General features: G+C 65.0%; 18 protein-coding genes and 1 pseudogene. 6 read left to right on the top strand and 13 right to left on the bottom strand.

Annotated features, from left to right (window positions below; genetic code table 11):
- The first annotated feature begins 62 nt into the window (after positions 1 to 62).
- Positions 63 to 734, top strand: a complete 672-nt coding sequence (locus CG716_RS26190; protein ID WP_094484087.1) for a 3-oxoacid CoA-transferase subunit B — start codon at positions 63 to 65, stop codon at positions 732 to 734.
- Here the strand turns inward: CG716_RS26190 and fdhD are convergent.
- Positions 724 to 1,551 carry a formate dehydrogenase accessory sulfurtransferase FdhD gene (gene fdhD / locus CG716_RS26185; protein WP_094484061.1) on the bottom strand — a complete coding sequence of 276 codons (828 nt, stop codon included), beginning with the start codon at positions 1,549 to 1,551 and terminating at the stop codon, positions 724 to 726. The two genes, CG716_RS26190 and fdhD, sit on opposite strands and share 11 nt — an antisense overlap.
- Positions 1,539 to 3,875 carry an FdhF/YdeP family oxidoreductase gene (locus CG716_RS26180; RefSeq protein ID WP_094484060.1) on the bottom strand — a complete coding sequence of 779 codons (2,337 nt, stop codon included), beginning with the start codon at positions 3,873 to 3,875 and terminating at the stop codon, positions 1,539 to 1,541. Before CG716_RS26180 ends, fdhD begins: the two co-directional genes overlap by 13 nt.
- A gap of 101 nt (positions 3,876 to 3,976) precedes the next feature.
- Between CG716_RS26180 and CG716_RS26175 the strand changes: the two genes are divergently transcribed.
- On the top strand, positions 3,977 to 4,915 hold the full coding sequence (locus tag CG716_RS26175; protein ID WP_094484086.1) for a LysR family transcriptional regulator: 939 nt from the start codon (positions 3,977 to 3,979) through the stop codon (positions 4,913 to 4,915).
- Here CG716_RS26175 and CG716_RS26170 read toward each other — a convergent pair.
- On the bottom strand, positions 4,903 to 5,673 hold the full coding sequence (locus CG716_RS26170; RefSeq protein ID WP_094484059.1) for a hypothetical protein: 771 nt from the start codon (positions 5,671 to 5,673) through the stop codon (positions 4,903 to 4,905). The two genes, CG716_RS26175 and CG716_RS26170, sit on opposite strands and share 13 nt — an antisense overlap.
- A 235-nt stretch (positions 5,674 to 5,908) precedes the next feature.
- Between CG716_RS26170 and CG716_RS26165 the strand changes: the two genes are divergently transcribed.
- Positions 5,909 to 8,083, top strand: a complete 2,175-nt coding sequence (locus tag CG716_RS26165; RefSeq protein ID WP_094484058.1) for a glutamine synthetase III family protein — start codon at positions 5,909 to 5,911, stop codon at positions 8,081 to 8,083.
- Between the two features lie 102 nt (positions 8,084 to 8,185).
- Here CG716_RS26165 and CG716_RS26160 read toward each other — a convergent pair whose 3' ends face one another.
- From CG716_RS26160 to iolC, 9 genes are read right to left on the bottom strand one after another with little or no spacing between them, the layout of a single operon-like run.
- Positions 8,186 to 8,893: a dienelactone hydrolase family protein gene (locus CG716_RS26160; protein WP_094484057.1), complete on the bottom strand. Its 708-nt coding sequence runs from the start codon at positions 8,891 to 8,893 to the stop codon at positions 8,186 to 8,188.
- A 54-nt stretch (positions 8,894 to 8,947) separates the two neighbouring features.
- Positions 8,948 to 9,715 carry an SDR family oxidoreductase gene (locus CG716_RS26155; protein ID WP_094484056.1) on the bottom strand — a complete coding sequence of 256 codons (768 nt, stop codon included), beginning with the start codon at positions 9,713 to 9,715 and terminating at the stop codon, positions 8,948 to 8,950.
- A 57-nt stretch (positions 9,716 to 9,772) separates the two neighbouring features.
- The gene (locus tag CG716_RS26150) at positions 9,773 to 10,666 is read right to left on the bottom strand and encodes a sugar phosphate isomerase/epimerase family protein (protein ID WP_094484055.1); all 894 of its coding nucleotides are present in this window, start codon (positions 10,664 to 10,666) and stop codon (positions 9,773 to 9,775) included.
- On the bottom strand, positions 10,666 to 11,697 hold the full coding sequence (locus CG716_RS26145; RefSeq protein ID WP_094484054.1) for a Gfo/Idh/MocA family protein: 1,032 nt from the start codon (positions 11,695 to 11,697) through the stop codon (positions 10,666 to 10,668). Before CG716_RS26145 ends, CG716_RS26150 begins: the two co-directional genes overlap by 1 nt.
- 17 nt (positions 11,698 to 11,714) lie before the next feature.
- A complete protein-coding gene (locus tag CG716_RS26140) occupies positions 11,715 to 12,617 on the bottom strand; it encodes a sugar phosphate isomerase/epimerase family protein (RefSeq protein ID WP_094484053.1) in 903 nt (300 codons plus the stop codon).
- Between the two features lie 11 nt (positions 12,618 to 12,628).
- Entirely contained in the window at positions 12,629 to 14,578 is a 1,950-nt protein-coding gene (gene iolD, locus CG716_RS26135) for a 3D-(3,5/4)-trihydroxycyclohexane-1,2-dione acylhydrolase (decyclizing) (protein ID WP_094484052.1), read from the bottom strand.
- A gap of 2 nt (positions 14,579 to 14,580) precedes the next feature.
- Positions 14,581 to 15,462 (bottom strand): 5-deoxy-glucuronate isomerase, encoded by an 882-nt coding sequence (gene iolB / locus CG716_RS26130; protein ID WP_094484051.1) that lies wholly within the window; start codon positions 15,460 to 15,462, stop codon positions 14,581 to 14,583.
- Positions 15,462 to 16,340 carry a Cgl0159 family (beta/alpha)8-fold protein gene (locus CG716_RS26125; protein WP_094484050.1) on the bottom strand — a complete coding sequence of 293 codons (879 nt, stop codon included), beginning with the start codon at positions 16,338 to 16,340 and terminating at the stop codon, positions 15,462 to 15,464. The genes iolB and CG716_RS26125 overlap by 1 nt, the downstream gene beginning before the upstream one ends.
- A complete protein-coding gene (iolC, locus tag CG716_RS26120) occupies positions 16,333 to 17,337 on the bottom strand; it encodes a 5-dehydro-2-deoxygluconokinase (protein ID WP_094484049.1) in 1,005 nt (334 codons plus the stop codon). Before iolC ends, CG716_RS26125 begins: the two co-directional genes overlap by 8 nt.
- Positions 17,338 to 17,491: 154 nt before the next feature.
- Here iolC and CG716_RS26115 point away from each other — a divergent pair, with 154 nt between their 5' ends.
- Positions 17,492 to 18,223 (top strand): GntR family transcriptional regulator, encoded by a 732-nt coding sequence (locus tag CG716_RS26115; RefSeq protein ID WP_094484085.1) that lies wholly within the window; start codon positions 17,492 to 17,494, stop codon positions 18,221 to 18,223.
- Here CG716_RS26115 and CG716_RS26110 read toward each other — a convergent pair.
- Positions 18,193 to 19,003, bottom strand: a pseudogene (locus tag CG716_RS26110) (TIM barrel protein). The gene CG716_RS26115 and the pseudogene CG716_RS26110 overlap by 31 nt on opposite strands.
- Before the next feature lie 124 nt (positions 19,004 to 19,127).
- Between CG716_RS26110 and CG716_RS26105 the strand changes: the two are divergent.
- Positions 19,128 to 20,117 carry a substrate-binding domain-containing protein gene (locus CG716_RS26105; RefSeq protein WP_094484047.1) on the top strand — a complete coding sequence of 330 codons (990 nt, stop codon included), beginning with the start codon at positions 19,128 to 19,130 and terminating at the stop codon, positions 20,115 to 20,117.
- Between the two features lie 18 nt (positions 20,118 to 20,135).
- On the top strand, positions 20,136 to 21,194 hold the full coding sequence (locus CG716_RS26100) for an ABC transporter permease (protein ID WP_094484046.1): 1,059 nt from the start codon (positions 20,136 to 20,138) through the stop codon (positions 21,192 to 21,194).
- Positions 21,195 to 21,197: the final 3 nt, after the last annotated feature.

Genomic DNA, 21,197 nt, shown 5'->3' with positions numbered 1-21,197 from the left:
CCGACTCGACTGCGCGTCGAACTGTCGAATACGCCGACCGGAGGCCGCGCGATGGCAACGAAATGGCAAGAGCCGTCGCCAAGGACATCCCGGCCGGGTCTTACGTGAACCTTGGAATAGGGCTACCCACCAAGGTTGCCGACCACCTTGCTCCTGACATGGGCGTGGTACTGCACACCGAGAACGGCATGTTGGGTATGGGACCCGCGGCTTCTGGGGAAGACGTCGATCCCGATCTGACCAACGCCGGCAAGGTCCCTGTCACCGAATTGCCCGGTGCGGCATACTTCCACCACGCTGACTCCTTTGCGATGATGCGCGGGGGACACCTTGACGTGTGTGTCATGGGCGCATTTCAGGTCTCGGGTGGTGGCGATCTGGCGAATTGGCATACCGGCGCACCCGATGCCATCCCTGCCGTCGGCGGTGCGATGGACTTGGCGGTTGGCGCAAAGGACGTCTTTGTCGTGATGACGCTGTTCGACAGAGACGGCGCACCGAAACTCGTCCCACGATGCACCTTCCCGCTCACCGGGTTGCGATGTGTGAGCCGGGTTTACACCGATTTCGGCACATTCTCGGTCGGGTCAGATGGCCCCAAGGTGATCGATACCTACGGTGTGACATTCGCCGATCTTCAAGCGCGCCTGGAAGTGCGACTCAAACGCGTGGAGGAATCGGAACCAAATGTCGCCGATCCGTCGGCCGATGCGCGTGGCGTGCCTAATGCTTGACCCTGTCGGCCCTGCTGTAGACATTCATCGATTCTCCGCGCAGGAACGCCACCAGAGTCAGGCCTGACTGGGTGGCGAGGTCAACCGCGAGCGACGACGGTGCCGACACCGCAGCCAGTACCGGGATACCCGCCATGACCGCTTTCTGGGTCAGTTCGAAGGAGACGCGGCCGCTGACCAACAACACGGTGCCGCTCAGCGGGACGTGATTGGACTCCAAGGCCCAGCCGATCACCTTGTCGACGGCGTTGTGCCGACCGACGTCCTCGCGCACGGCCAGCATGGTGCCGTCGACACCGAACAGTGCGGCGCCGTGCAATCCGCCAGTGCTGGCGAAAACCTTTTGGGCCGAACGTAGCTGGTCTGGCATCGCGGTGAGCACCGAGGCGGCAACGGTCGACGGGTCGTCGCCGGGGGAGTGCCTGCTGGTCAGCCGGACGGCGTCGATCGAGGCCTTGCCGCATACTCCGCACGACGAGGTGGTGTAGAAGTTCCGCGTCACGTCCACCTCGGGCATCGGGACACCGGGGCGCAAGGCGACGTCGAGAACGTTGTAGGTGTTCCCGCCGTCGGCCCCGTCTGAGCCGCGGCAATAGCGCACCGTCAGCACGTCGTCGCGGTCGGCGATGACCCCTTCGGTCAGCAGAAAGCCTTGTGCCAGTTCGACATCGGAACCGGGCGTGCGCATCGTGACGCTCAGCGGCGTCCCGTTGACGCGGATCTCCAACGGCTCCTCGACCACCAATGTCTCCGGGCGTACGGTGGCATTGCCGTCGAACAGATGGCTGGCCCGTCGCCGCGAAGTCACCCGCCCCATGCTGTGCCGCCTTCCTTTGCGCCGCGTTCCAGCCGGATCACCACGGCCTTCGAGACTGGCGTATTCGACTTGGCGGCAACGTGATCCAGCGGCACCAGAGGATTGGTCTCCGGGTAGTAGGCGGCGGCATTGCCGACCGGGGTGGAGTAGGGCACCACGAGGAAGTCCTTGGCGCGGCGCTCCTGCAACTCACCCGTGCTGCCGGTGAATTCCGAGACCAAGTCGACGCGGTCGCCCTCGGCCAGGCCGAGCGTCTCGATGTCGGCTGGGTTGACGAAGACCACTCGGCGACCACCCTTGACGCCGCGGTAACGGTCGTCGAGGCCGTAGATGGTGGTGTTGTACTGGTCGTGGCTGCGCAACGTCTGCAGCACCAGGCGCCCCACTGGCACCGGCACCCAATTCAACGGGTTCACCGCGAAGTTGGCCTTGCCGGTGATAGTGGGAAATTCGCGGGAATCTCTTGGTGGGTGCGGCAATTGGAAGCCGTCGGGCTGACGCACGCGGGTGTTGTAGTCAGTGCAGCCCGGCACGACGTCGGCGATCGCGTCGCGAATGGTGTCGTAGTCGGCGGCGAAGGTTTCCCACGGCACCGGGTGATCGGCGCCGAGCACCGTGCGGGCCAGCTGGCAGATGATGGCGACCTCGCTACGGACCTCGTCACTCGGCGGGGTCAGCCCGCCGCGGGACAGGTGCACCATCGACATCGAATCCTCGACGGAGATAACCTGTTTGTGACCGTTCACCAGGTCGCGGTCGGTGCGGCCCAGAGTGGGCAGGATCAGTGCCGTGCGGCCGTGCATCAGATGGCTGCGGTTGAGCTTCGTGGACACCTGGACGGTCAGCGCACACGTCTTCAGTGCGGCCTCGGTCACCGGGGTGTCGGGCGTGGCCGAAGCGAAATTGCCGCCCATGGCCAGGAATACCGAGGCCCGTCCGTCACGCATCGCCCGGATTGCGTCGACCGTGTCATAGCCGTGCTTGCGGGGACTGATGATGCCGAACCGATCGTCCAGCGCGGCCAGGAATTTCTCGGGGACCTTCTCCCAGATCCCCATCGTGCGGTCGCCCTGGACGTTGGAATGGCCACGCACCGGGCAGACTCCGGCGCCGGGCTTTCCGATCATGCCGCGCATCAACAGCAGATTGGTCATCTCGGCGATGGTGGCCACGGCATGGGTGTGCTGGGTGATGCCCATCGCCCAGCAGACGATGGTGCGCTCAGAGGTGGCAAGCATGTCCGCGACCCGGTCCAGCTGCGGTCGGGCGATCCCGGTGGCCTCGGTGACGGTGTCCAAGTCGACGGTGCGGGCGTCGGCGAGGTACTCGCCGAATCCGTGGCAGTGCGCGGCGATGAACTCCCGGTCGATCACGCTGCCGGGCGCGCGGTCCTCGGCCTCCACCAGCAGCCGGCCCAGCCCCTTGAACAATGCCAGATCGCCGCCGATGCGGATCTGCACGAACTCGTCGGCGATCGGCACCCCGTGCCCAACCACGCCGTTCACCTTCTGCGGATCCTTGAACCGAATCAGGCCGGCCTCGGGGAGCGGGTTGATGGCGATGATCTTCGCGCCGTTGACTTTCGCCTTCTCCAGCACCGACAGCATCCGCGGATGATTGGTGCCCGGATTCTGTCCGGCGATGACGATGACGTCGGCGTGCTCGACGTCATCGACGGTCACCGAGCCCTTGCCGACGCCGATGGAATCGGTCAGTGCGGTGCCCGATGACTCGTGGCACATGTTGGAACAGTCCGGCAGGTTGTTGGTTCCGAAGCTGCGGACCAGTAATTGGTAGAGGAACGCGGCTTCGTTGCTGGTGCGCCCGGAGGTGTAGAACACCGCCTCGTGCGGGGAGGCGAGGTCATGCAGGTGGTCGGCGATCAGTTGGTAGGCGCCATCCCAGTCGATCGGCCGGTAGTGCTGCTCGCCGGGTCGCAGCACCATCGGGTGGGTGAGCCGGCCCTGCTGGGATAACCAGTACTCGGGTTTGGCGGCCAGCTCGGCCACGGTGTGACGAGCGAAGAACTCGGGCGTGACGCGCCGTTTGGTGGCCTCCTCGGCCACCGCTTTGGCGCCGTTTTCGCAGAACTCTGCCAGCTTGCGGCCACCGTGTTCCTCGGGCCATGCGCAACCCGGGCAGTCGAAGCCGTGGCGCTGGTTGATCCGGGCCAGGGTCGCCACGGTACGGACCGGCCCCATCTGCTCGAGGCCGCGTTGCATGGAGACCATGACGGCCTTGACCCCGGCGGCCTTGTCTTTGGCGCCGGTGACCTCGACGTCTCGTTCGTCGTAGTTCGCATCGATATCCCTGGCACCGGCCACTCCCCCAATCTAATCCTCGGAAACGGGCACTGGCACCAGATGCCAGGGGTCGGTAATCGGTATTTGACATGCAGTGATAGATGACGTCTATCGTCAAATCGATGGCCAACGACGTGCTGCTGCAGCATCTGGACTACCTGTTGGCGCTGGCCGCTGAACGCCACTTCGGGCGGGCCGCCGCCCGCTGTCACATCAGTCAGCCGACGCTATCGGTGGCGATCCGCAAGCTGGAGCGCGATCTGGGCATCGTCATCGTGCAGCGCGGTCGTCGCTTCGAGGGGTTCACCGAGGAGGGGCAGCGGGTCGTGGCATGGGCCCAGCGCATCATCGCCGAGCGCGACGAGATGCTCGCCGACCTCGAACGTATGCAGGGGCGGCTGACGGTCACCGCCCGGCTGGGTGCCATTCCGACGGCGGTTCCGGCCAGTCCGTTCATCACCGCGGAGTTCCTGTCCCGCAATCCGGCAGCCTCAGTGCGCATCGAGGCGCTGTCGTCACGCGAGATCGCTCGGCGGCTGGCCGATTTCGAGATCGACGCCGGGTTGACGTACCTGGACGACGAGGCACTGCCGGGCACCCGGAGTGTCGAGCTGTACCGGGAGCAGTACGTGCTGGTGGCGTCCGCTGACAGCGAGCTGATGGGCAAGCCGGAGGTGACGTGGGCGGAGGCGGCTGCACTGCAGCTGTGCGTGCTGACGTCCACGATGCGTAATCGGCGCATTCTGGACGCCAACATGGCTGCCGAGGGCATCCATTACCGCCCTGCGGTGGAAGCGGATTCGGTCGACGCGCTGTATGCACACCTGGCGCACTCGCGGCGGGCCACCATCGCGAGCACCGCCTGGTTGCCGCAACTGGGTGTGCCCGAGGCTTTCGCGGCGCGACCGATGGTCAAACACGGGCCGAGCCCGGCGATCGGGCTGGTGGTGCTTGATCGTGCCCCGACGTCCATCGTGGCGGCCGCGCTCGTTGCGGTGGCCGGTGACATCGATATCGCGGCCCGGGTCGACCGCTTCTGGAATGAGTCCTATTGCACGTGAACGTGTTTGCGCGCGAGGGGCTTGCTGACCGCCCGTGCCGAGGTGGCGACCCGTGCATTGCCCGCAGTCTCCGCCGCTGTGGCGGAGGCGGGACGAACCGATGCCGGTGGAGTGATGGCCTCGATCGGCAGGCTGGCCAGGGCGGCGCTGATTTCTTCCGATACCTGTTGGACCACTGGGGCGATGGCATTGAGGCCCGCGTTGAATGCCGACACGACCTGGTTGCGGGCGGCCCGCACTGCGGCCGGCATATTCGGCGTTCCTGCCGCAGCGACGACGTTGGTGAAACCTGCGGTGAAGGCGGTGAATAGCTGTGCGAAAGCGCCGGGTACGGCCGCGGAGATGGTGAGCGAGCCGTCGACGACCGTCGGAGCGATCAACAGCAGCTCGCGGGTCTGGGTGAGCGTCGTCAGGAAGCCGACGCCCTCGCCGTCGCTGTCAATGGCATCGAAACGCGGGCCGAACTCGGCCAGTACTTCGGTCAGCGACTGGCCCGCGGCGAGATCGGTGTACACCGCCACGGAATCGCGAATGACATCCACCAGACCGGGATAGCTGGCGTTGACCCTGGCCAGGAAAGCAGCCTCTAGGTCTTCGCCGGTCCACGGTGCGGTGGTTGCTGCCGACTGAGCGCTGGCGGCGGCCAGTGTGATGCGGATGGTGGTGGTGGCAGGAACCTGGCCTGGCGTCGCGTAAGCCCCCGTCCCCGCGATCAGCGCGGCGGCGAGAAATGGCGCGAATATTCGCGATTCGTACAAGGCGTCCCCAAGCTTGCTGAGCCCCGATCTCAGCTGCTTTCACGCTATACGGTCTTTGCTGGCATAGCCAGAATTTTTGGTAATGGCAAATGAGAATTATCGCGGCCACGCTCTGTCATTTGCGCTATCTGGCGTTGACGCCGACGTAACAAGTTCGGAACCGGAGCTTCCTAGTGTTGGCCGGTCACACATCCGCGAGCAGACGCGGGCGTCTTGGATGTAGAGGAAAATTCAGTTGAGCGGAAACGTAGCCCGTCTCCAGGCGATCATCAATGTCGAGGCCTACGAGCCTCCCCCTATCAGCTTCGACCCAGGCGAGGCACCGGGCGAGATCTTCGGATCGAACGTCTTCACGCTTGCGGAGATGCGGTTGCGGTTGCCGAAGTCGGTCTACAAATCGGTCGTCGCGACCATCGAGAAGGGCGCGAAGCTGGATCCGGCCATCGCCGACTCCGTCGCCTCGGTGATGAAGGACTGGGCGCTGTCGCGAGGTGCCACCCACTACGCGCACGTCTTCTACCCGATGACCGGCCTGACCGCCGAGAAGCACGATAGCTTCCTCGATCCGGTCGGCGACGGGACCACGCTCGCCGAGTTCGCCGGCAAGACCCTGATCCAGGGCGAGCCCGACGCGTCCAGCTTCCCGTCGGGCGGCCTGCGCAGCACGTTCGAGGCGCGCGGCTACACCGGCTGGGACGTCACCAGCCCTGCGTACATCCTGGAGAACCCCAACGGCAACACGCTGTGCATCCCGACGGTGTTCGTCTCGATGACCGGTGAGGCGCTGGACTACAAGACCCCGCTGCTGCGCAGCCAGCAGGCCATGGGCGCCCAAGCCGAGCGCATCCTGAAGCTGTTCGGCCACAAGGACTTCGACCACATCGTCTCGTTCTGCGGACCCGAGCAGGAGTACTTCCTGGTTGATCGCCACTTCTTTCTGGCCCGCCCGGATCTGATCAACGCCGGTCGCACGCTTTTCGGGGCGAAGCCGCCCAAGGGCCAGGAGTTCGACGACCACTACTTCGGCGCCATCCCGGACCGAGTGCTCGGTTTCATGATGGACACCGAGCGCGAGTTGTTCAAGCTCGGTATCCCGGCCAAGACCCGGCACAACGAGGTCGCGCCGGGGCAGTTCGAGATCGCGCCGATGTTCGAGCGGGCCAATATCGCCGCCGATCACCAGCAGCTGCTGATGACCACGTTCAAGACGATCGCCAAGAAGCACGGGATGGAGTGCCTGTTCCACGAGAAGCCGTTCGCCGGCGTCAACGGTTCGGGCAAGCACGTCAACTTCTCGCTCGGCAACGCGCAGTTCGGCAGCCTGTTGGTGCCTGGCGACACCCCGCATGAGAACGCACAGTTCCTGGTGTTCTGTGCCGCGGTCATCCGTGCCGTGCACAAGTTCTCGGGCCTGTTGCGGGTCTCTGTGGCGTCGGCCACCAATGACCACCGGCTCGGCGCCAACGAGGCGCCGCCGGCCATCATCTCGATCTTCCTCGGCGATCAGCTGGCCGATGTGTTCGACCAGATCGCCAAGGGCGCTGCAACGTCGTCAAAGGGCAAGGGCACCATGATCATCGGTGTTGACACGCTGCCTGAGCTACCGACGGATCCGGGCGACCGCAACCGCACCAGCCCCTTCGCGTTCACCGGCAACCGTTTCGAGTTCCGCGCGCCGGGCTCGGGGCAGACGATCAACGTGCCGATGATCATTCTCAACACGATCATGGCCGACTCGCTCGACTACATGGCCACTGCGCTGGAGACTGCCGTCGGCGCCGGTGAGGACTTCGACCAGGCCGTGCAGAAGCTGCTCACCGAGATCATCACCGAGCACGGCGCTGTCGTCTTCAACGGTGACGGCTACTCGGAGAACTGGCAGATCGAGGCGGCCGAGCGTGGTCTGCCGAACCTCAAGACGACGCTCGATTCCATCCCGCAGCTGGTGACGCCGGAGGCCATCGAGGTCTTCGAGAAGTACGGCGTCTTCAACTCGCGCGAGCTGCACAGCCGCGAAGAGGTCCGCTACGAGACGTATGCACTGACCATCAACGTGGAAGCCAAGTTGACCCTGGAGATCGGGTCGACGGTGATCCTGCCGGCGGCCATCAGGTACCAGACCGAGCTGGCCCAGAACGTCGCGGCGCTGAAGACGGCCGGGGTCGCTGCGGACACGACGTTGCTCGAGATGGTGTCCACGCCGATTTCCGAGTTGACCGGGGCACTGGCAGCGCTCAAGGCAGGACTGGGTGCGCACGGCGGCGATTCCGGCAAGGAAGAGGCCGAGCACGCGGCGAGCCTGCTGCCCTTGATGGATGCGGTGCGTTCGGCCGCCGACACGCTGGAAAGCATTGTCGCCGACGACCTGTGGCCGCTGCCGACCTACCAGGAGATGCTCTACATCCTCTGATGCTCGCGTCGAGACTGCAGTTGTTGACCGACAACTGCAGTCTCGACGATGAGTTTTGGCGTGGTCCCCGGAGGAGGCACCTGCCGGTGACGATCTTCGGGACTACCCGGCATCCCTGAGGTGTTCGCCGAAGAACGCCAGGATGCGCTGCCAGGCGTCCTCCGCTTCGGGCTCTGAGTAGGCCAATCCGGCCACCCGCTCGATGACCTTCAACGGTCCGGGGGTGGGAAATTCGTTCATGAAGGAATGGCCGACATTCGGGTATTCCTTGATGTCTCGTGGCACATCGTTTTCGGCGAGGATGCCTTCCAGCTGGGCGGCCGCCCCCTTGATCATCCTGTCTTTGGCGCCGTAGCTGGCGACGGTCGGGCACGAGTTCGCGATCTTCGAAATGTCTTTGGGCCACTCGCCGTAGTTCGGGGCCGAGGCGTCGAAAGCCCCACTCGGCCCGAGCACCAGGCAGAAGCCGCCGCCCATACAGAACCCGACGATGCCGATCTTTCCGGTGCATTGGGGATCGGCGGCCAGGTGATCGCGGGCGGCGATCAGATCGTCGACGGCGGTCCCTTCACCATTGCGGAACGCCTGCAAGGTGCGCACCACGCAGAGCAGCCGATTGCCGCGGTGATAGAGCGCCGGCGCGATCGCGAGGTAGCCGTTGCCGGCGAAGCGGTCGGTGATGCGTTTGGCGTCGCGCGTCATGCCCATCGCGTCATGCACGATCACGACGCCGGGCCACGGCCCCGCCCCGGTAGGCCGTGCTTGGTACGCCGGGAGCGGGCCGGCGGGGGCGGGGAAGCTGGTCTCCATGGATGCATCTTGGCACGACCGAACCCCGGGAGACGCTTTACACCGTGTCGGTCATCAACTCCGCCAGGGGTTGTCGCCGGCGTCCCAGGCCCTCTGAATGTCGGGGTAGATGGACGTCTGATCGGTGGGCACCGAATTCTTTGTCGCACGCGTTCGCTCGTCCGCGAGGACTTCGGGTGTACCGCTTTCGATGGCGTCCATCGTCTGGGTGGCCACATCCTCGGGTGCGATTTTCGGAGTGTCGATCACCGCGGCCATGTCGGTGTCGATGAAGCCGGCATGCACGCCGACGACATGCGTGCCCTGGCTGTGCAGTTCGATGCGCAGCGCGTTGGTCAATGCCCACTCTGCGGCTTTGGAGGCGCCGTAGGACGCGTTGAACGGTGAGACGAAGAAGCTGACCACCGAGAGCATGTTCACCAGCGCGCTGCGGTCCCTCTGCGTCGCGAGGACCGGGGCGAATGCGCGGGCCATTGCCAGCGTGCCGAAATAGTTGGTCTCCATTTCGACGCGGGCGGCGTCTGGATCCTCGGCCGTCAGGAACGGCGACTGCAGCATGGCACCGGCGTTGTTGATCAACACAGAGACGTCCGCGCAGGCCTCGGCCGCGGCGCGGACGGCATCTCCGTCGGTGATGTCGAGGGCGATCGGGACCACTCGCGAATCGTCGAACTCGACGCTGCCAGGGTTGCGGGCAGCGGCATAGACCTTGGCGGCGCCTCGGTCGAGTAGTGCTTGGGTGAACGCCCGCCCAAGGCCACGGTTTGCCCCCGTGACAAGTGCGATGCTGCCGCCGATGGCTTTGCCGCGGGTATCGGCCATATCTGCTCCTCGGTGTCTGGGTTCTCGGCGGCAACAAAGCGAAGAGGTGCCGCGGTGTTACCCGCCGCGGCGATATTTCTTGACGTAGTCGGTCATGGTCACCAGCTGGTAACGCGAAACCTCATGGGCGTTCTCGTCTTCGGCGAACACTGACGACACCATCACAGTGTCGGGCCGGTCGTAGAAGCCGATCTCGGCCAGCCCGGAGAAGAACTCGTCCCAATTTATATCGCCATCGCCGATCTTGAGGTGTTGATGCACGCGGACCGGATTGCCGGGCGGATTGGTGATATAGCGCAGTCCGTGGCTGCGGTGGTGGTCCATGGTGTCGGCGACGTGCACCAGCCGCAGCTTGTTGCCGGCGGCTCGCATGATGTCGAGCATGTCTGACCCCATCGTGCCCCGCATGTGAAAGGCGTGGCAGGCCACAAAAACCATGCCGATGTTGGGGGAGTTGACCCCACGGATGATGCGCAACGCCTCCATCCCGTCCTCGACGAAATCATCGGGGTGCGGGTCGATCCGGACGTCCAGGCCCTCCCGCTCGATGATCGGCAGCAGTTCTTCTATGGACCGGAAGAACGACCGCTCGGATTCCTCGGCCTTTTCGGGGCGCCCGGAGAATTCGGTGTTGATCACGTTCACGCCGAGGTCCACGGTGATCTGGATGACGCGCTTCCAGTTGCGTACCGCCGCTTCGCGAGCGTCCTCGTCGGGGGCCGACCACCGCAACACCGGCAGCACCGAAGCGATCCCGACACCCGCGTCACCGCACGCCTTGCGGAACTTGGCCACCAACTCGTCATCGGCGCGCGGGTGGTTGAAGAACGGGATGAAATCCCGGTGCGGGGTCAACTGCAGATACTCGTAGCCTAGATCGGCGACCAGCCGGGGGAATTCGAGAAGCTCGTAGTCGTGGTGGAACGGGGTGGGATCCAGCGCGATCTTCATCAGGCGCCCGGAACCGAGCGCCGGTCAACCATGGTGACCTCGACCGGGTTGCCACTGTTGAGTGACTCGACTCCGGCTGCGCACACCGCCGCCGCGGCGTAGCCGTCCCATGCGGTCGGCCCGTCAGTGAAATCACCGGTCGACCGGCCTTTGTGCACGGCGTTCACCCAGCGCTGGAACTCCGTGTCGTAGGCCTGTCCGAAACGCTCCCGAAAGCCCGGGGTGATCTGCCCACCCCAGGTGCCGGGGGAACTCTTGCGGATCAGCCCAATGTCCAGGCCGATCATCGCACTGCCCCGCTCGGCCACCACTTCGGTGCGAACCTCGTACGCGACACCGGTGGTGACAAACAACTCGACGTCAACGTGCTTACCTGAGGCAGTGCGCATGATCGCGATCTGCGGATCAGCCAACCCATGTGGCGCAAGCGGATTCGCGGCCGGCTTGATGATCTGAATGGAGGTGATCTCCTCGCCGAACAGGAACCGTGCCACGTCGACCTCATGCACCAGCGAGTCCTTGACGATCATCGCCGAATCGAAACTGGCGGGTACCGACGGGTTGCGGTGTGCGCAGTGCAGGACCAGTGGGGTGCCCAGGTCGCCGCTATCGATCAGTGCTTTGAGTTGGGCGTACTCGTGGTCGAAGCGTCGCATGAAGCCCACCTGGATGAGGCGGGTGGACAGGTCGGCCTCGCGGCGGACCACCTCAAGTGAGGTGTCCACGTCGGTGGTCATTGGCTTCTCGCACAGCACCGGCTTGGTGTGTTCCAGGCAGGCGAGCAGCTGCTTCTCGTGTGTCGGTCCAGGAGTGGCGAGGACGACGGCATCGACTTGCGCGTCGGCGATCGCATCGAGGGGGTCGGCGATGGCACGACAACCGGGAATTCTCGCGGCGAGCTGATCGGCCTTCTCGGTGATGTAATCGTTGACCACGGCCACCCGGGCCCCGGAGATCTTGTTCTGGATGCGGGCAACGTGGTCGGCGCCCATGATGCCGACGCCGAGAACGGCTACACGAAGGTCAGACATAGAACTGGTCTCCTTATCTAGAAGCGGACGGACGGCACACCACACGACCCCAGGTACTTCTGGGTGCGCTTGGCGATGGGCAGCGGGGCGTCGACCGCGCAGGGGTACATGTCCTGTTCGACGATTGCGAACACGTCGATGCCGAGCTTCTCGATCTCGGTGAGAAGCGGTGGCATGTCGGGGATTCCGCACGGCGGTTCGGTCATCGCGCCGAGCTTGACGGCCTCGCCGAACGGCAGGTCCTCAGCTTCGACCTTGGCCCGCACCTCGGGGTCTACCTGCTTGAGGTGCAGGTAGCCGATGCGCTCGGGCGCGCGGCGAATGATGGCGATGTTGTCGCCGCCGCAGTAGGAGATGTGGCCAGTGTCCAGGCACAGGTTGACGGACTCGCCGTCAGTGCTGTCCAGGAAACGGTAGACGTTCTCCTCGGTGTCGACGTGGCTGTCGGCGTGCGGGTGGTACTGCGCACGCACCCCGTACTGCTCGAACATCGCTTTGCCTAGTTCGTTCATGCCCTGGGTCTTCTTGCGCCACTGCTCGGCGGTCAGGGTCCGGTCCTCCAGCACCGCACCCGACGACGGGTCACGCCACATCTCCGGGATCACCACGACGTGCTTGCCGCCCACGGCGGCAGTCAGTTTCGCCACATCCTCGATCTGCTTCCACACCGCTTCCCAGGAATCGTCCTGGTGCAGGTGCTCGAAAACTGTGCCCGCCGAAAGCTTCAGATTGCGGGCCGCAAGCTCGTCGGCGAGCTGCTTGGGATCGGTCGGCAGGTAACCGAACGGGCCCAGTTCGATCCACTGATACCCGGCCGCTGCGACCTCGTCGAGAAAGCGCGTATACGGCGTCTGCTGCTGATCTTCTGGGAACCACACACCCCAGGAGTCGGGGGCAGATCCAACGAGAATGGTGCTCACGGTGTTTCCTCTTAGCGATCGGACGGGTTGATAAGGGGGCGTTGGATTTTCTTCCACTCCGCATACCGTTGGTGGGCGGTCTGAGTGGACTCCAGGCTGGAGACCTCGCTGACCGGGACGTCCCACCAGGACTGGCTGTCCGGCGCGAAGATCAAGGGATCGGTCTCTACGTGAATAACTGTGACCGTGTCCGTGGCCTTGGCGACCTTGACCGCATCGGCAAACTCGGCGGCCGTGGACACCGTGATGACGTCGGCACCCAGGCTGGCGGCGTTGGCGGCCAGGTCGACCGGCAGCTTGTCGCCGTCGAGCCGGCCGTCGTCGCTGCGGTAGCGGTAGGAGGTGCCGAACCGCTGCGAACCCAGCGACTCCGAAAGCCCGCCGATAGAAGCGAATCCGTGGTTCTGCACCAGAATCGGGATGACCTTGACACCTTCTTGGACGGCGGTCACGAGCTCGGTGGCCATCATCAGGTAGGAGCCGTCACCGACCATGATGAACACGTCGCGGTCGGGATCGGCCATCCGCACGCCGATACCGCCGGCGATCTCATAGCCCATGCACGAGTATCCGTATTCGACGTGGTAACCCTTGCGGTCACGGGTGCGCCACAACTTGTGCAGATCACCCGGCATCGATCCGGCGGCGCACACCACCACATCGCGTGGATCCGAGAGGGTGTTGACCAGGCCGATGACCTGATTCTGGTTGAGCTGTACGCCCCCTTCACAGGCGTACACCGAGGACACGGTCTGCTCCCAGTCCTGGGCCAGTTCTGTTACGCGGGAACGGTATTCGTCGCTTACGGTGTAGCCGTCGAGCGCTGGGGCGAGTGCCTGGATGGCCTCCCGCGCGTCGGACACCACGCTGACACCCCCCTGTTTGACGGAGTCAAGCGATGCCACGTTGATGTTGACGAACCGCACGGCGCGGTTGTTGAAGGCGGTCCGCGACGCGGACGTGAAGTCGCTGTAGCGGGTGCCGATCCCGATCACCACATCGGCTTCAGCGGCCAGCGCGTTGGCGGCGGTGGTGCCCGTAGAGCCCACAGCTCCGACCGACTGCGGATGGTCGAAACGCAGCGATCCCTTACCGGCCTGGCTTTCGGCGACCGGAATACCGGTCTGCTCGCACAACGCGGCCAAGGCGTCTTCGGCCCCGGAGTAGTGCACCCCGCCGCCGGCGATGATCAGCGGTTTGGTGGCCGCGGCGATGAGCCCCGCGGCCCGGGCAATGACCGAACGCTCGGGCAGCGGGCGGGCGACGTGCCAGGTCCGTTCGGCGAACAGCGATTCGGGCCAGTCGTGAGCTTGCGCCTGGACGTCCTGGGGGATGGAGACCGTCGCCGCACCGGTTTCGACCGGGTCGGTCAGCACGCGCATCGCACCCAGCAGCGCGGCGGGAAGTTGCTCGGGACGCCACACCCGATCGAAGTAGCGGGACAACGGCTTGAACGCGTCGTTGACCGTCACATCCCCGGAGGACGGCAGTTCGAGCTCCTGCAGCACCGGGGAGCTGACCCGGGTGGCGAAGGTGTCGGCGGGCAGCAGCAGCACCGGCAGCCGGTTGATCGTGGCCAGCGCGGCGCCAGTCAGCATGTTGGTGGAACCGGGGCCGACGCTGGCGGTGACGGCCCAGGCCGCCAGCCGGTCCTTCTGCCGGGAATATGCGACGGCGGTGTGCACCATGGCCTGCTCGTTGCGGCCCAGTACGTACTTGAGGCCAGGCTCGCGGCCGGCTTTCAGGGATTCGATCTCGTCCTGTAGCAGCGCCTGCCCGATGCCGGCCACGTTGCCGTGGCCGAAGATGCCGAAGCACCCTGCGAAGAACTTGCTGCGCAGTCCGTCGCGCTCGACGTGCTGGTTGGCCAGGAACCGAATGGTGGCCTGTGCCACGGTGAGTCGAACGGTGGCCTCGGCATCGGGGAGCTTCTGGTCGCCCTTGGGTGCGGTGGATACCACGGTCAGGCTCCTTCGACAGACGGGCTGCCCAGCGGCAGCCGGGGATCGATCTCCTGGTGCTCCCAACTGCCGCGCAGCCAGGTGTGATTGGGGTCGTCACAGATCAGCCACGCCCGGTTCGGACCGGAGCCCGCCATCACGTTGAGGTAGTACATGTGGTGGCCGGGCGCGGCGATCGAGGGTCCGTGATAGCCGTGCGGGACCAGTACCACGTCACCGGAGCGGACCTCTTCGAGCACCTCGATCGGGCGTTGCGGGGTCCCGTAGACCCGGTGATACCCGAACCCCGCTGTGCCGGCTGGGCTGTCGGCGATCTCGAAGTAGTAGATCTCCTCCAGCTGGGTTTCGACGTCGGTGTTCTCCTCGTGCTTGTGCGCGGGGTAGCTCGACCAGTTGCCGCCGGGCGTGATCACCTCGCAGGCGATCAGCGAGTCGGCCTCGAATGTCGTTGCGGTGCCGAAGTTGTGCACCTGGCGGCTGCAGTTACCCGCACCGCGCAGTTCCACCGCGACATCGGCCGCGGCCACTCGTCGATTTGGGAACGCGCGTGTGGCTCGAGCGCCGCAGATCGCGAAACGGCCCTCACCCGAGAGCGTGTAGGTCTGGTCGATGCCGATGTAGACCATGTCGGCGGGACCGTCGAACACCGAAGAGCGATGAGCCAATTCGAAGGACTGGTCGCGCGCTTCGATCCTGCCGCCCCCGACCAGCGGCAGGATCATCACCTCGGTGCTGCCGGTGTGCAGCTCGATGCTCTGGGTCGAGTGCTCACCTAGTTCCAAGACCTGCAGACTCGACTCGCTCCAGCCGGCCGACTCCGGCGTGACGTCGACGGTGAACGGCAGCTGCGCGCCGCGCGCCGGGATGTAGTACTTGCTGTACATCAGCGCACCATCGCAACCGCGGTCGCTACCGCCGAACTCACGTCGTCGTCAGCCGGGTAGAGCAGGGTGCGCCCTACGATCAACCCGCGAACGGCGGGCAGTGCCAAGGCCTTCTCCCAACTGGCGAATGCTTCGTCGGGATCGGTGGGGTCACCACCGAGCAGCAGGGTCGGCAGCGTGGTCGCCTCCATCACTCTGTCCATTTCGGGGACCACGGGCAGTTTCATCCAGGTGTAGGCCGAGGTGGACCCCAGCCCCTGGCTGATGTGGATGGACTTGATCACGGCGTCGGGGCTCAGGTCGTTGCGGACCTTGCCGTTGACCCGGGCGGACATGAACGGCTCGACCATGGCGATCAGGCCGTGGGCGGCCAACTCGTCGACGGCTTGCGCGCAGGCGGCCATCGTCGCTACGGTTCCGGGATCGTCGAGTGCGATGCGGCACAACATCTTTCCGCCGTTCATCTTCGCCGCGGCGGTCGAGGCCGCGGTGGCGCCCGTCATCCGGTCATCGAACTCGAACTCCGCACCGGCCAGACCACCGCGGTTGAACGAGGAGAACACCACCTTGTCTTCGATCGCGCCGAGCAGCAACAGGTCATCGAGGATGTCCGAGGTGGCCAGCACTCCGTCGACCCCGGGGTCGGCCAACGCGGTGCGCAGCCGGTCCAACAGGTCGGTCCGGCTGTTCATCGCGGTGGGCCGCGATCCGACCGCCAGCGCACCCCGGGCGGGGTGGTCGGCGGCGACGATCATCAAGCGCCCGTTGCCGCGCACGGCCGAGCGGGTGGTGCGGTTCTGCCACGCCTGTGCGATCGCTGCGGGATCGGCGGCGCGCAGCTCGGTGATATCGGCGTAGTCCTTGCAGGGGCTAGACATTGACGGCCTCCACGGCGATCTGCTCGGCCAGCTCGGCGACCTCGTCGGCGGTCGGCATGGCCGTCGAGCACTCCAGCCGCGAGGCGACGATCGCGCCGGCGGCGTTGGCGTAACGCAAGGTCTTCTCCAGCGGCCACCCGTGCAGCAGGCCGTGGCACAGGCTGCCGCCGAAGCTGTCGCCGGCACCGAGCCCGTTGATCACGTCGATGTCGATCGGCGGCACTGTCACCGAGGCACTACGGGTCTTGCCCAGCACCCCGCGCGGCCCTTGTTTGACGATCGCCAGCTGCACACCCAGATCGAGCAGCGCGTCAGCGGCCTTGTGCGGGTTGGTCTCTCCGACGGCGATCTCACATTCTTCCCGGTTGCCCACTGCGACAGTGACATAGGACAGCGCGCGCTGAACCTGTGCGGCCGCCGCGGCTGGGGAGTCCCAGAACATCGGGCGGTAGTCGAGATCCAGCACCGTCAGGGGCTGCCGGCTGTGTTGTTTCCCCGTCGCTTCGCTCGCCCCCGACCGGGCCTCCCAGGCGGCGAAATGCGCGCTGCGGCTTGGTTCTTCGGATAGACCGGTGACCGTCGACCAGTACAGCCGGGCGTCGCGGATCGCGGCAAGGTCGAGCTCGACGGCAGCGATCTGCAGATCGGGGGCGCTGGGCTTGCGGTAGAAGTACAGCGGAAAATCGTCGGGCGGGAAGATCTCGCAGAACGTCACGGGCGTCGGGTATTGCGGGTAAGTGTTGATGTAACGGTTGTCGACGTTCAGCCGGCTCAGCTCCGCGCGGACGTAGCGGCCGAACGGATCGGCGCCGACTCCGGAGATCAGTGCGGTGCGGTTGCCTAGCCTCGCGGCCGCGACTGCGACATTGGCCGCGCTTCCGCCCAGGAACTTGCCGAACGACTCCACCTGCTCCAGGCCGACACCGACCTGAAGCGGATAGATGTCCACGCCGCTGCGCCCGATGGCGAGTACATCGAAGGATGGGTCTGTAGTCACGTCAGCTCTCTTCAGGGCTCGATGGGGGACTTGCTACGACTGTGCCTCCCGCCACACCGGTCTGTCAATACTTTGTCCTGACATTCTATCTTTTGCTCATTAGGTGTTAGACTTCAGCTACTGTTGGGATTTCGAGTTCGAGATCGGAGTCGATGTGCCGTTGGCGGTTGAACTGGACAGGTCAAGCCCTGTTCCTCTCTACTATCAGCTCTCCCAGGCGATTGAGGCGGCGATCCGCAGTGGCGAACTTGCGCCCGGTGACCGATTCGAAAACGAGCTCGCACTTGCCAAGCGGCTCACTTTGTCGCGGCCCACCACACGGCGCGCGATCCAGGAGCTCGTCGATAAGGGACTGCTGGTTCGCAAGCGCGGTGTGGGCACTCAGGTCGTCCAGAACCCGGTGCACCGGCGTGTCGAACTCACCAGCCTGTTCGACGACTTGGCCCGGGCCGGTCAGGACCCGACCACCCAGCTGCTCGAATTCCACGTCGGACCGGCCGACGAGAATGTCGCCAGGGAACTGAGCCTCTCCGCAGACCACGAGGTCGCCTGCATCAAGCGCCTGCGCTGCGCCAACGGCGAGCCGCTGGCCCTGATGACCAACTACCTCCCGGTCGAGATCGCGCCGGACGCGGAGGAACTCGAGCGAAACGGCCTGTATTCGTCGTTGCGTACCCGTGGAGTGCACATCCGGCTGGCCAGCCAGCGGATCGGCGCCAAGGCTGCGAGCCGAAGCGAAGCGCGGCTGCTCGATGAGAAGCCCGGCGCCCCGCTGCTGACCATGGACCGCACGGCGTTCGACGATTCCGGCCGTGCGGTCGAGTTCGGAACCCATTGCTATCGGGCCTCGCGGTATTACTTCGACACCACGCTCGTCGACCGCTGACGTGGTCTAGGAGAACGCGGCGCGGAAGGCGTCCAGGGCAACGGTACTGTCGCCGGCGGCCCACGCCTCCAGGCCGATCGGTCCGGTGTAGGCCATGTCGCGCAGCGCCTTCGCGATAGCGGGGTAGTAGATCTCTCCGGTGCCGGGTTCGCAGCGGCCGGGAACGTCGGCCACCTGGATCTCGCCGATGGCGTCGCCGCAACGGCGGACCAGCTCGACAAGGTTACCCTCGCCGATCTGAGCGTGGTAGAGGTCGAGCATCATCTTGACGTTCGGATGCCCCACCGCCTCGACGAGTGCCAGGGTGTCCTCGGCGCGGGCCAGCGGAACGCCGGGGTGGTCGACGATCGTGTTCAGGTTCTCCACGCAGAACGTCAGACCGGCCGCGGCGCCGAGTTCGCCGATCCGCTCAAGCGTGCGCTGCGCCGTCTCCCGCATCTGTTCGGTTGCGGCTTGCCGAGGTCGGGCAGCCTGGCCGTCGATGAGTTCGGCGGTGTGCAGGTTCAACCGCGGAATACCCAGTGCCTCAGCGGCTTTGATGCTCAACTCGGCAGTGTGCACCACGTCGTCAGCGCTCGCTGGATCAATCAGGTCACCGTGCAGGTAGCCCGTCATCGACGAGAACCGCGCTCCGGTGCCGGCCAGTGCCGCCAGGTCCTTGTCGTGCCAGCTCCAGATCTCGACCGCGAAGCCCAGCTCGTCGATGCGGCGTACTCGCTCGAGAATCGGCAGGTCACGGAACACCATCTCAGCGCATACCGACAACTGAAAGTCGCTCACCGCAGCACCCTAACATTTGACGTGCAGTCCTAATGTCAGAACAAAGTCTTGACATTCTGCTGTGAGCCGTATTACATCGAGATAACAGCGTGTCGTGCGCTACGTGGAGCGAACAGGAGTCGCCATGAAGTTCAATCGGCTAGCGGCCGCGGCAGCAGCGGGGTCGCTCGTGATCGGGCTGGCTGCCTGTTCGGCCACCGGGGGCAAGCCCCGGGACGTCGGCGGCGGCTCCGGCGGAGGCACCGTCGACACGCCGCGGATGACCGTCGCGATGATCACCCACGAGGTGCCCGGCGACTCGTTCTGGGACCTGATCCGCAAGGGCGCCGAGACCGCGGCCAAGAAGGACAACATCGAGCTTCGCTATTCCAACGACCCCGAGGCGCCCAACCAGGCCAACCTCGTCCAGAGCGCCATCGACAGCGGGGTCAAGGGCATCGCCGTCACCCTCGCCAAGCCCGACGCCTTGGCTCCCGCGATCAAGGCTGCCGAGGCAAAGGGCATCCCCGTGGTGGCATTCAACTCCGGCTACGACAATTGGAAGTCCATGGGCGTGCTGGAGTACTTCGGCCAGGACGAGAAGCTGGCGGGCATCGCTGCCGGTGAGCGCCTGAACGCCGATGGCGCCAAGAAGATCCTCTGCGTGATCCAGGAGCAGGGCCAGGTCGCCCTGGAATCCCGTTGCGCCGGCGTCACGCAGGGCTTCAAGGGCTCGACCGAATTGCTGAACGTCAACAGCAAAGACATGCCCTCGGTCGATGCGACCATCACCGCCAAGCTGCAGCAGGATCCGTCGATTGACACGGTCGTCGCGCTGGGCGCACCGATCGCGCTGACCGCGGTGCAGTCGAAGAAGAGCGCGAACAGCAACGCAAAGGTCGTCACCTTTGACACCAACGCCGCACTCGTCGACGCGATCCAGAAGGGCGATGTGCAATGGGCCGTCGACCAGCAGCCCTTCCTCCAGGGCTACCTCGCGATCGACGGGCTGTGGCTGTACCTGAACAACAAGAACCTGATCGGCGGCGGACAGGCGACGCTGACCGGCCCGTCCTTCATCGACAAGTCCAACATCGACGCCGTGGCCGAATTGGCCAAGGGCGGAACCCGATAGCGATCCTGGGGAATCGACATGACTACGCAAGCAGATCTTGAGGTCGCTGACCACAAAGTAGTTCGCGACGAACGCGTCAAGGAACGAAACAGGCTGCAACGCCTGCTGATTCGTCCCGAGATGGGTGCAGGTATCGGAGCTGTCGGTATCTTCGTTTTCTTCCTGGTCGTGGCCGTCCCCTTCCGGGAAGCCTCCTCGTTGGCCACCGTTCTGTACGCCAGTTCGACCATCGGGATCATGGCCTGTGGCGTCGCGGTGTTGATGATCGGCGGCGAGTTCGACCTGTCGACGGGTGTCGCGGTGACGTTCAGCTCGCTGGCCGCCTCGATGTTGTCCTACAACCTGCACCTCAATCTGTGGGCCGGCGCCGGCCTGGCGCTGATCCTGGCTCTGGCCGTCGGCTTCTTCAACGGCTTCCTGGTGATGAAAACCAAGATCCCGTCGTTCCTGATCACGTTGAGTACCTTCTTCATGCTCGCCGGCATCAATCTGGCTGTGACCAAGCTGGTTTCGGGTCAGGTCGCCACCCAGAGCGTGAACGACATGCAGGGTTGGGATTCGGCGCAAAAGGTGTTCGCCTCGTCGTTCACCCTGTTCGGCGTGAGCATCCGGATCACCGTCGTGTGGTGGTTGGTGTTCACCGCGGTGGCCACTTGGGTGCTGTTCAAGACCAAGATCGGTAACTGGATCTTCGCGGTCGGCGGTGACGCGGACAGTGCCCGCGCGGTCGGTGTGCCGGTCACCAAGGTCAAGATCGGCCTGTTCATGTTCGTCGGCTTCTGTGCCTGGTTCGTCGGCATGCATCTGCTGTTCGCGTTCAACACGGTTCAGTCCGGCCAGGGCATCGGCAACGAGTTCTTCTACATCATCGCCGCGGTTATCGGTGGCTGCCTGCTGACCGGTGGTTACGGCACCGCTGTGGGCGCCGCGATCGGAGCGTTCATCTTCGGCATGACCAATCAGGGCATCGTCTACGCGGGCTGGAACCCGGACTGGTTCAAGTTCTTCCTGGGCGCGATGCTGCTGTTCGCGGTGATCGCCAACAACGCTTTCCGTAACTACGCCGCCAAGAGGTGAAAG

The organism is Mycolicibacterium sphagni (assembly GCF_002250655.1).
Lineage (GTDB): Bacteria > Actinomycetota > Actinomycetes > Mycobacteriales > Mycobacteriaceae > Mycobacterium > Mycobacterium sphagni.
This window is presented reverse-complemented; position numbering and strand designations above follow the sequence as displayed.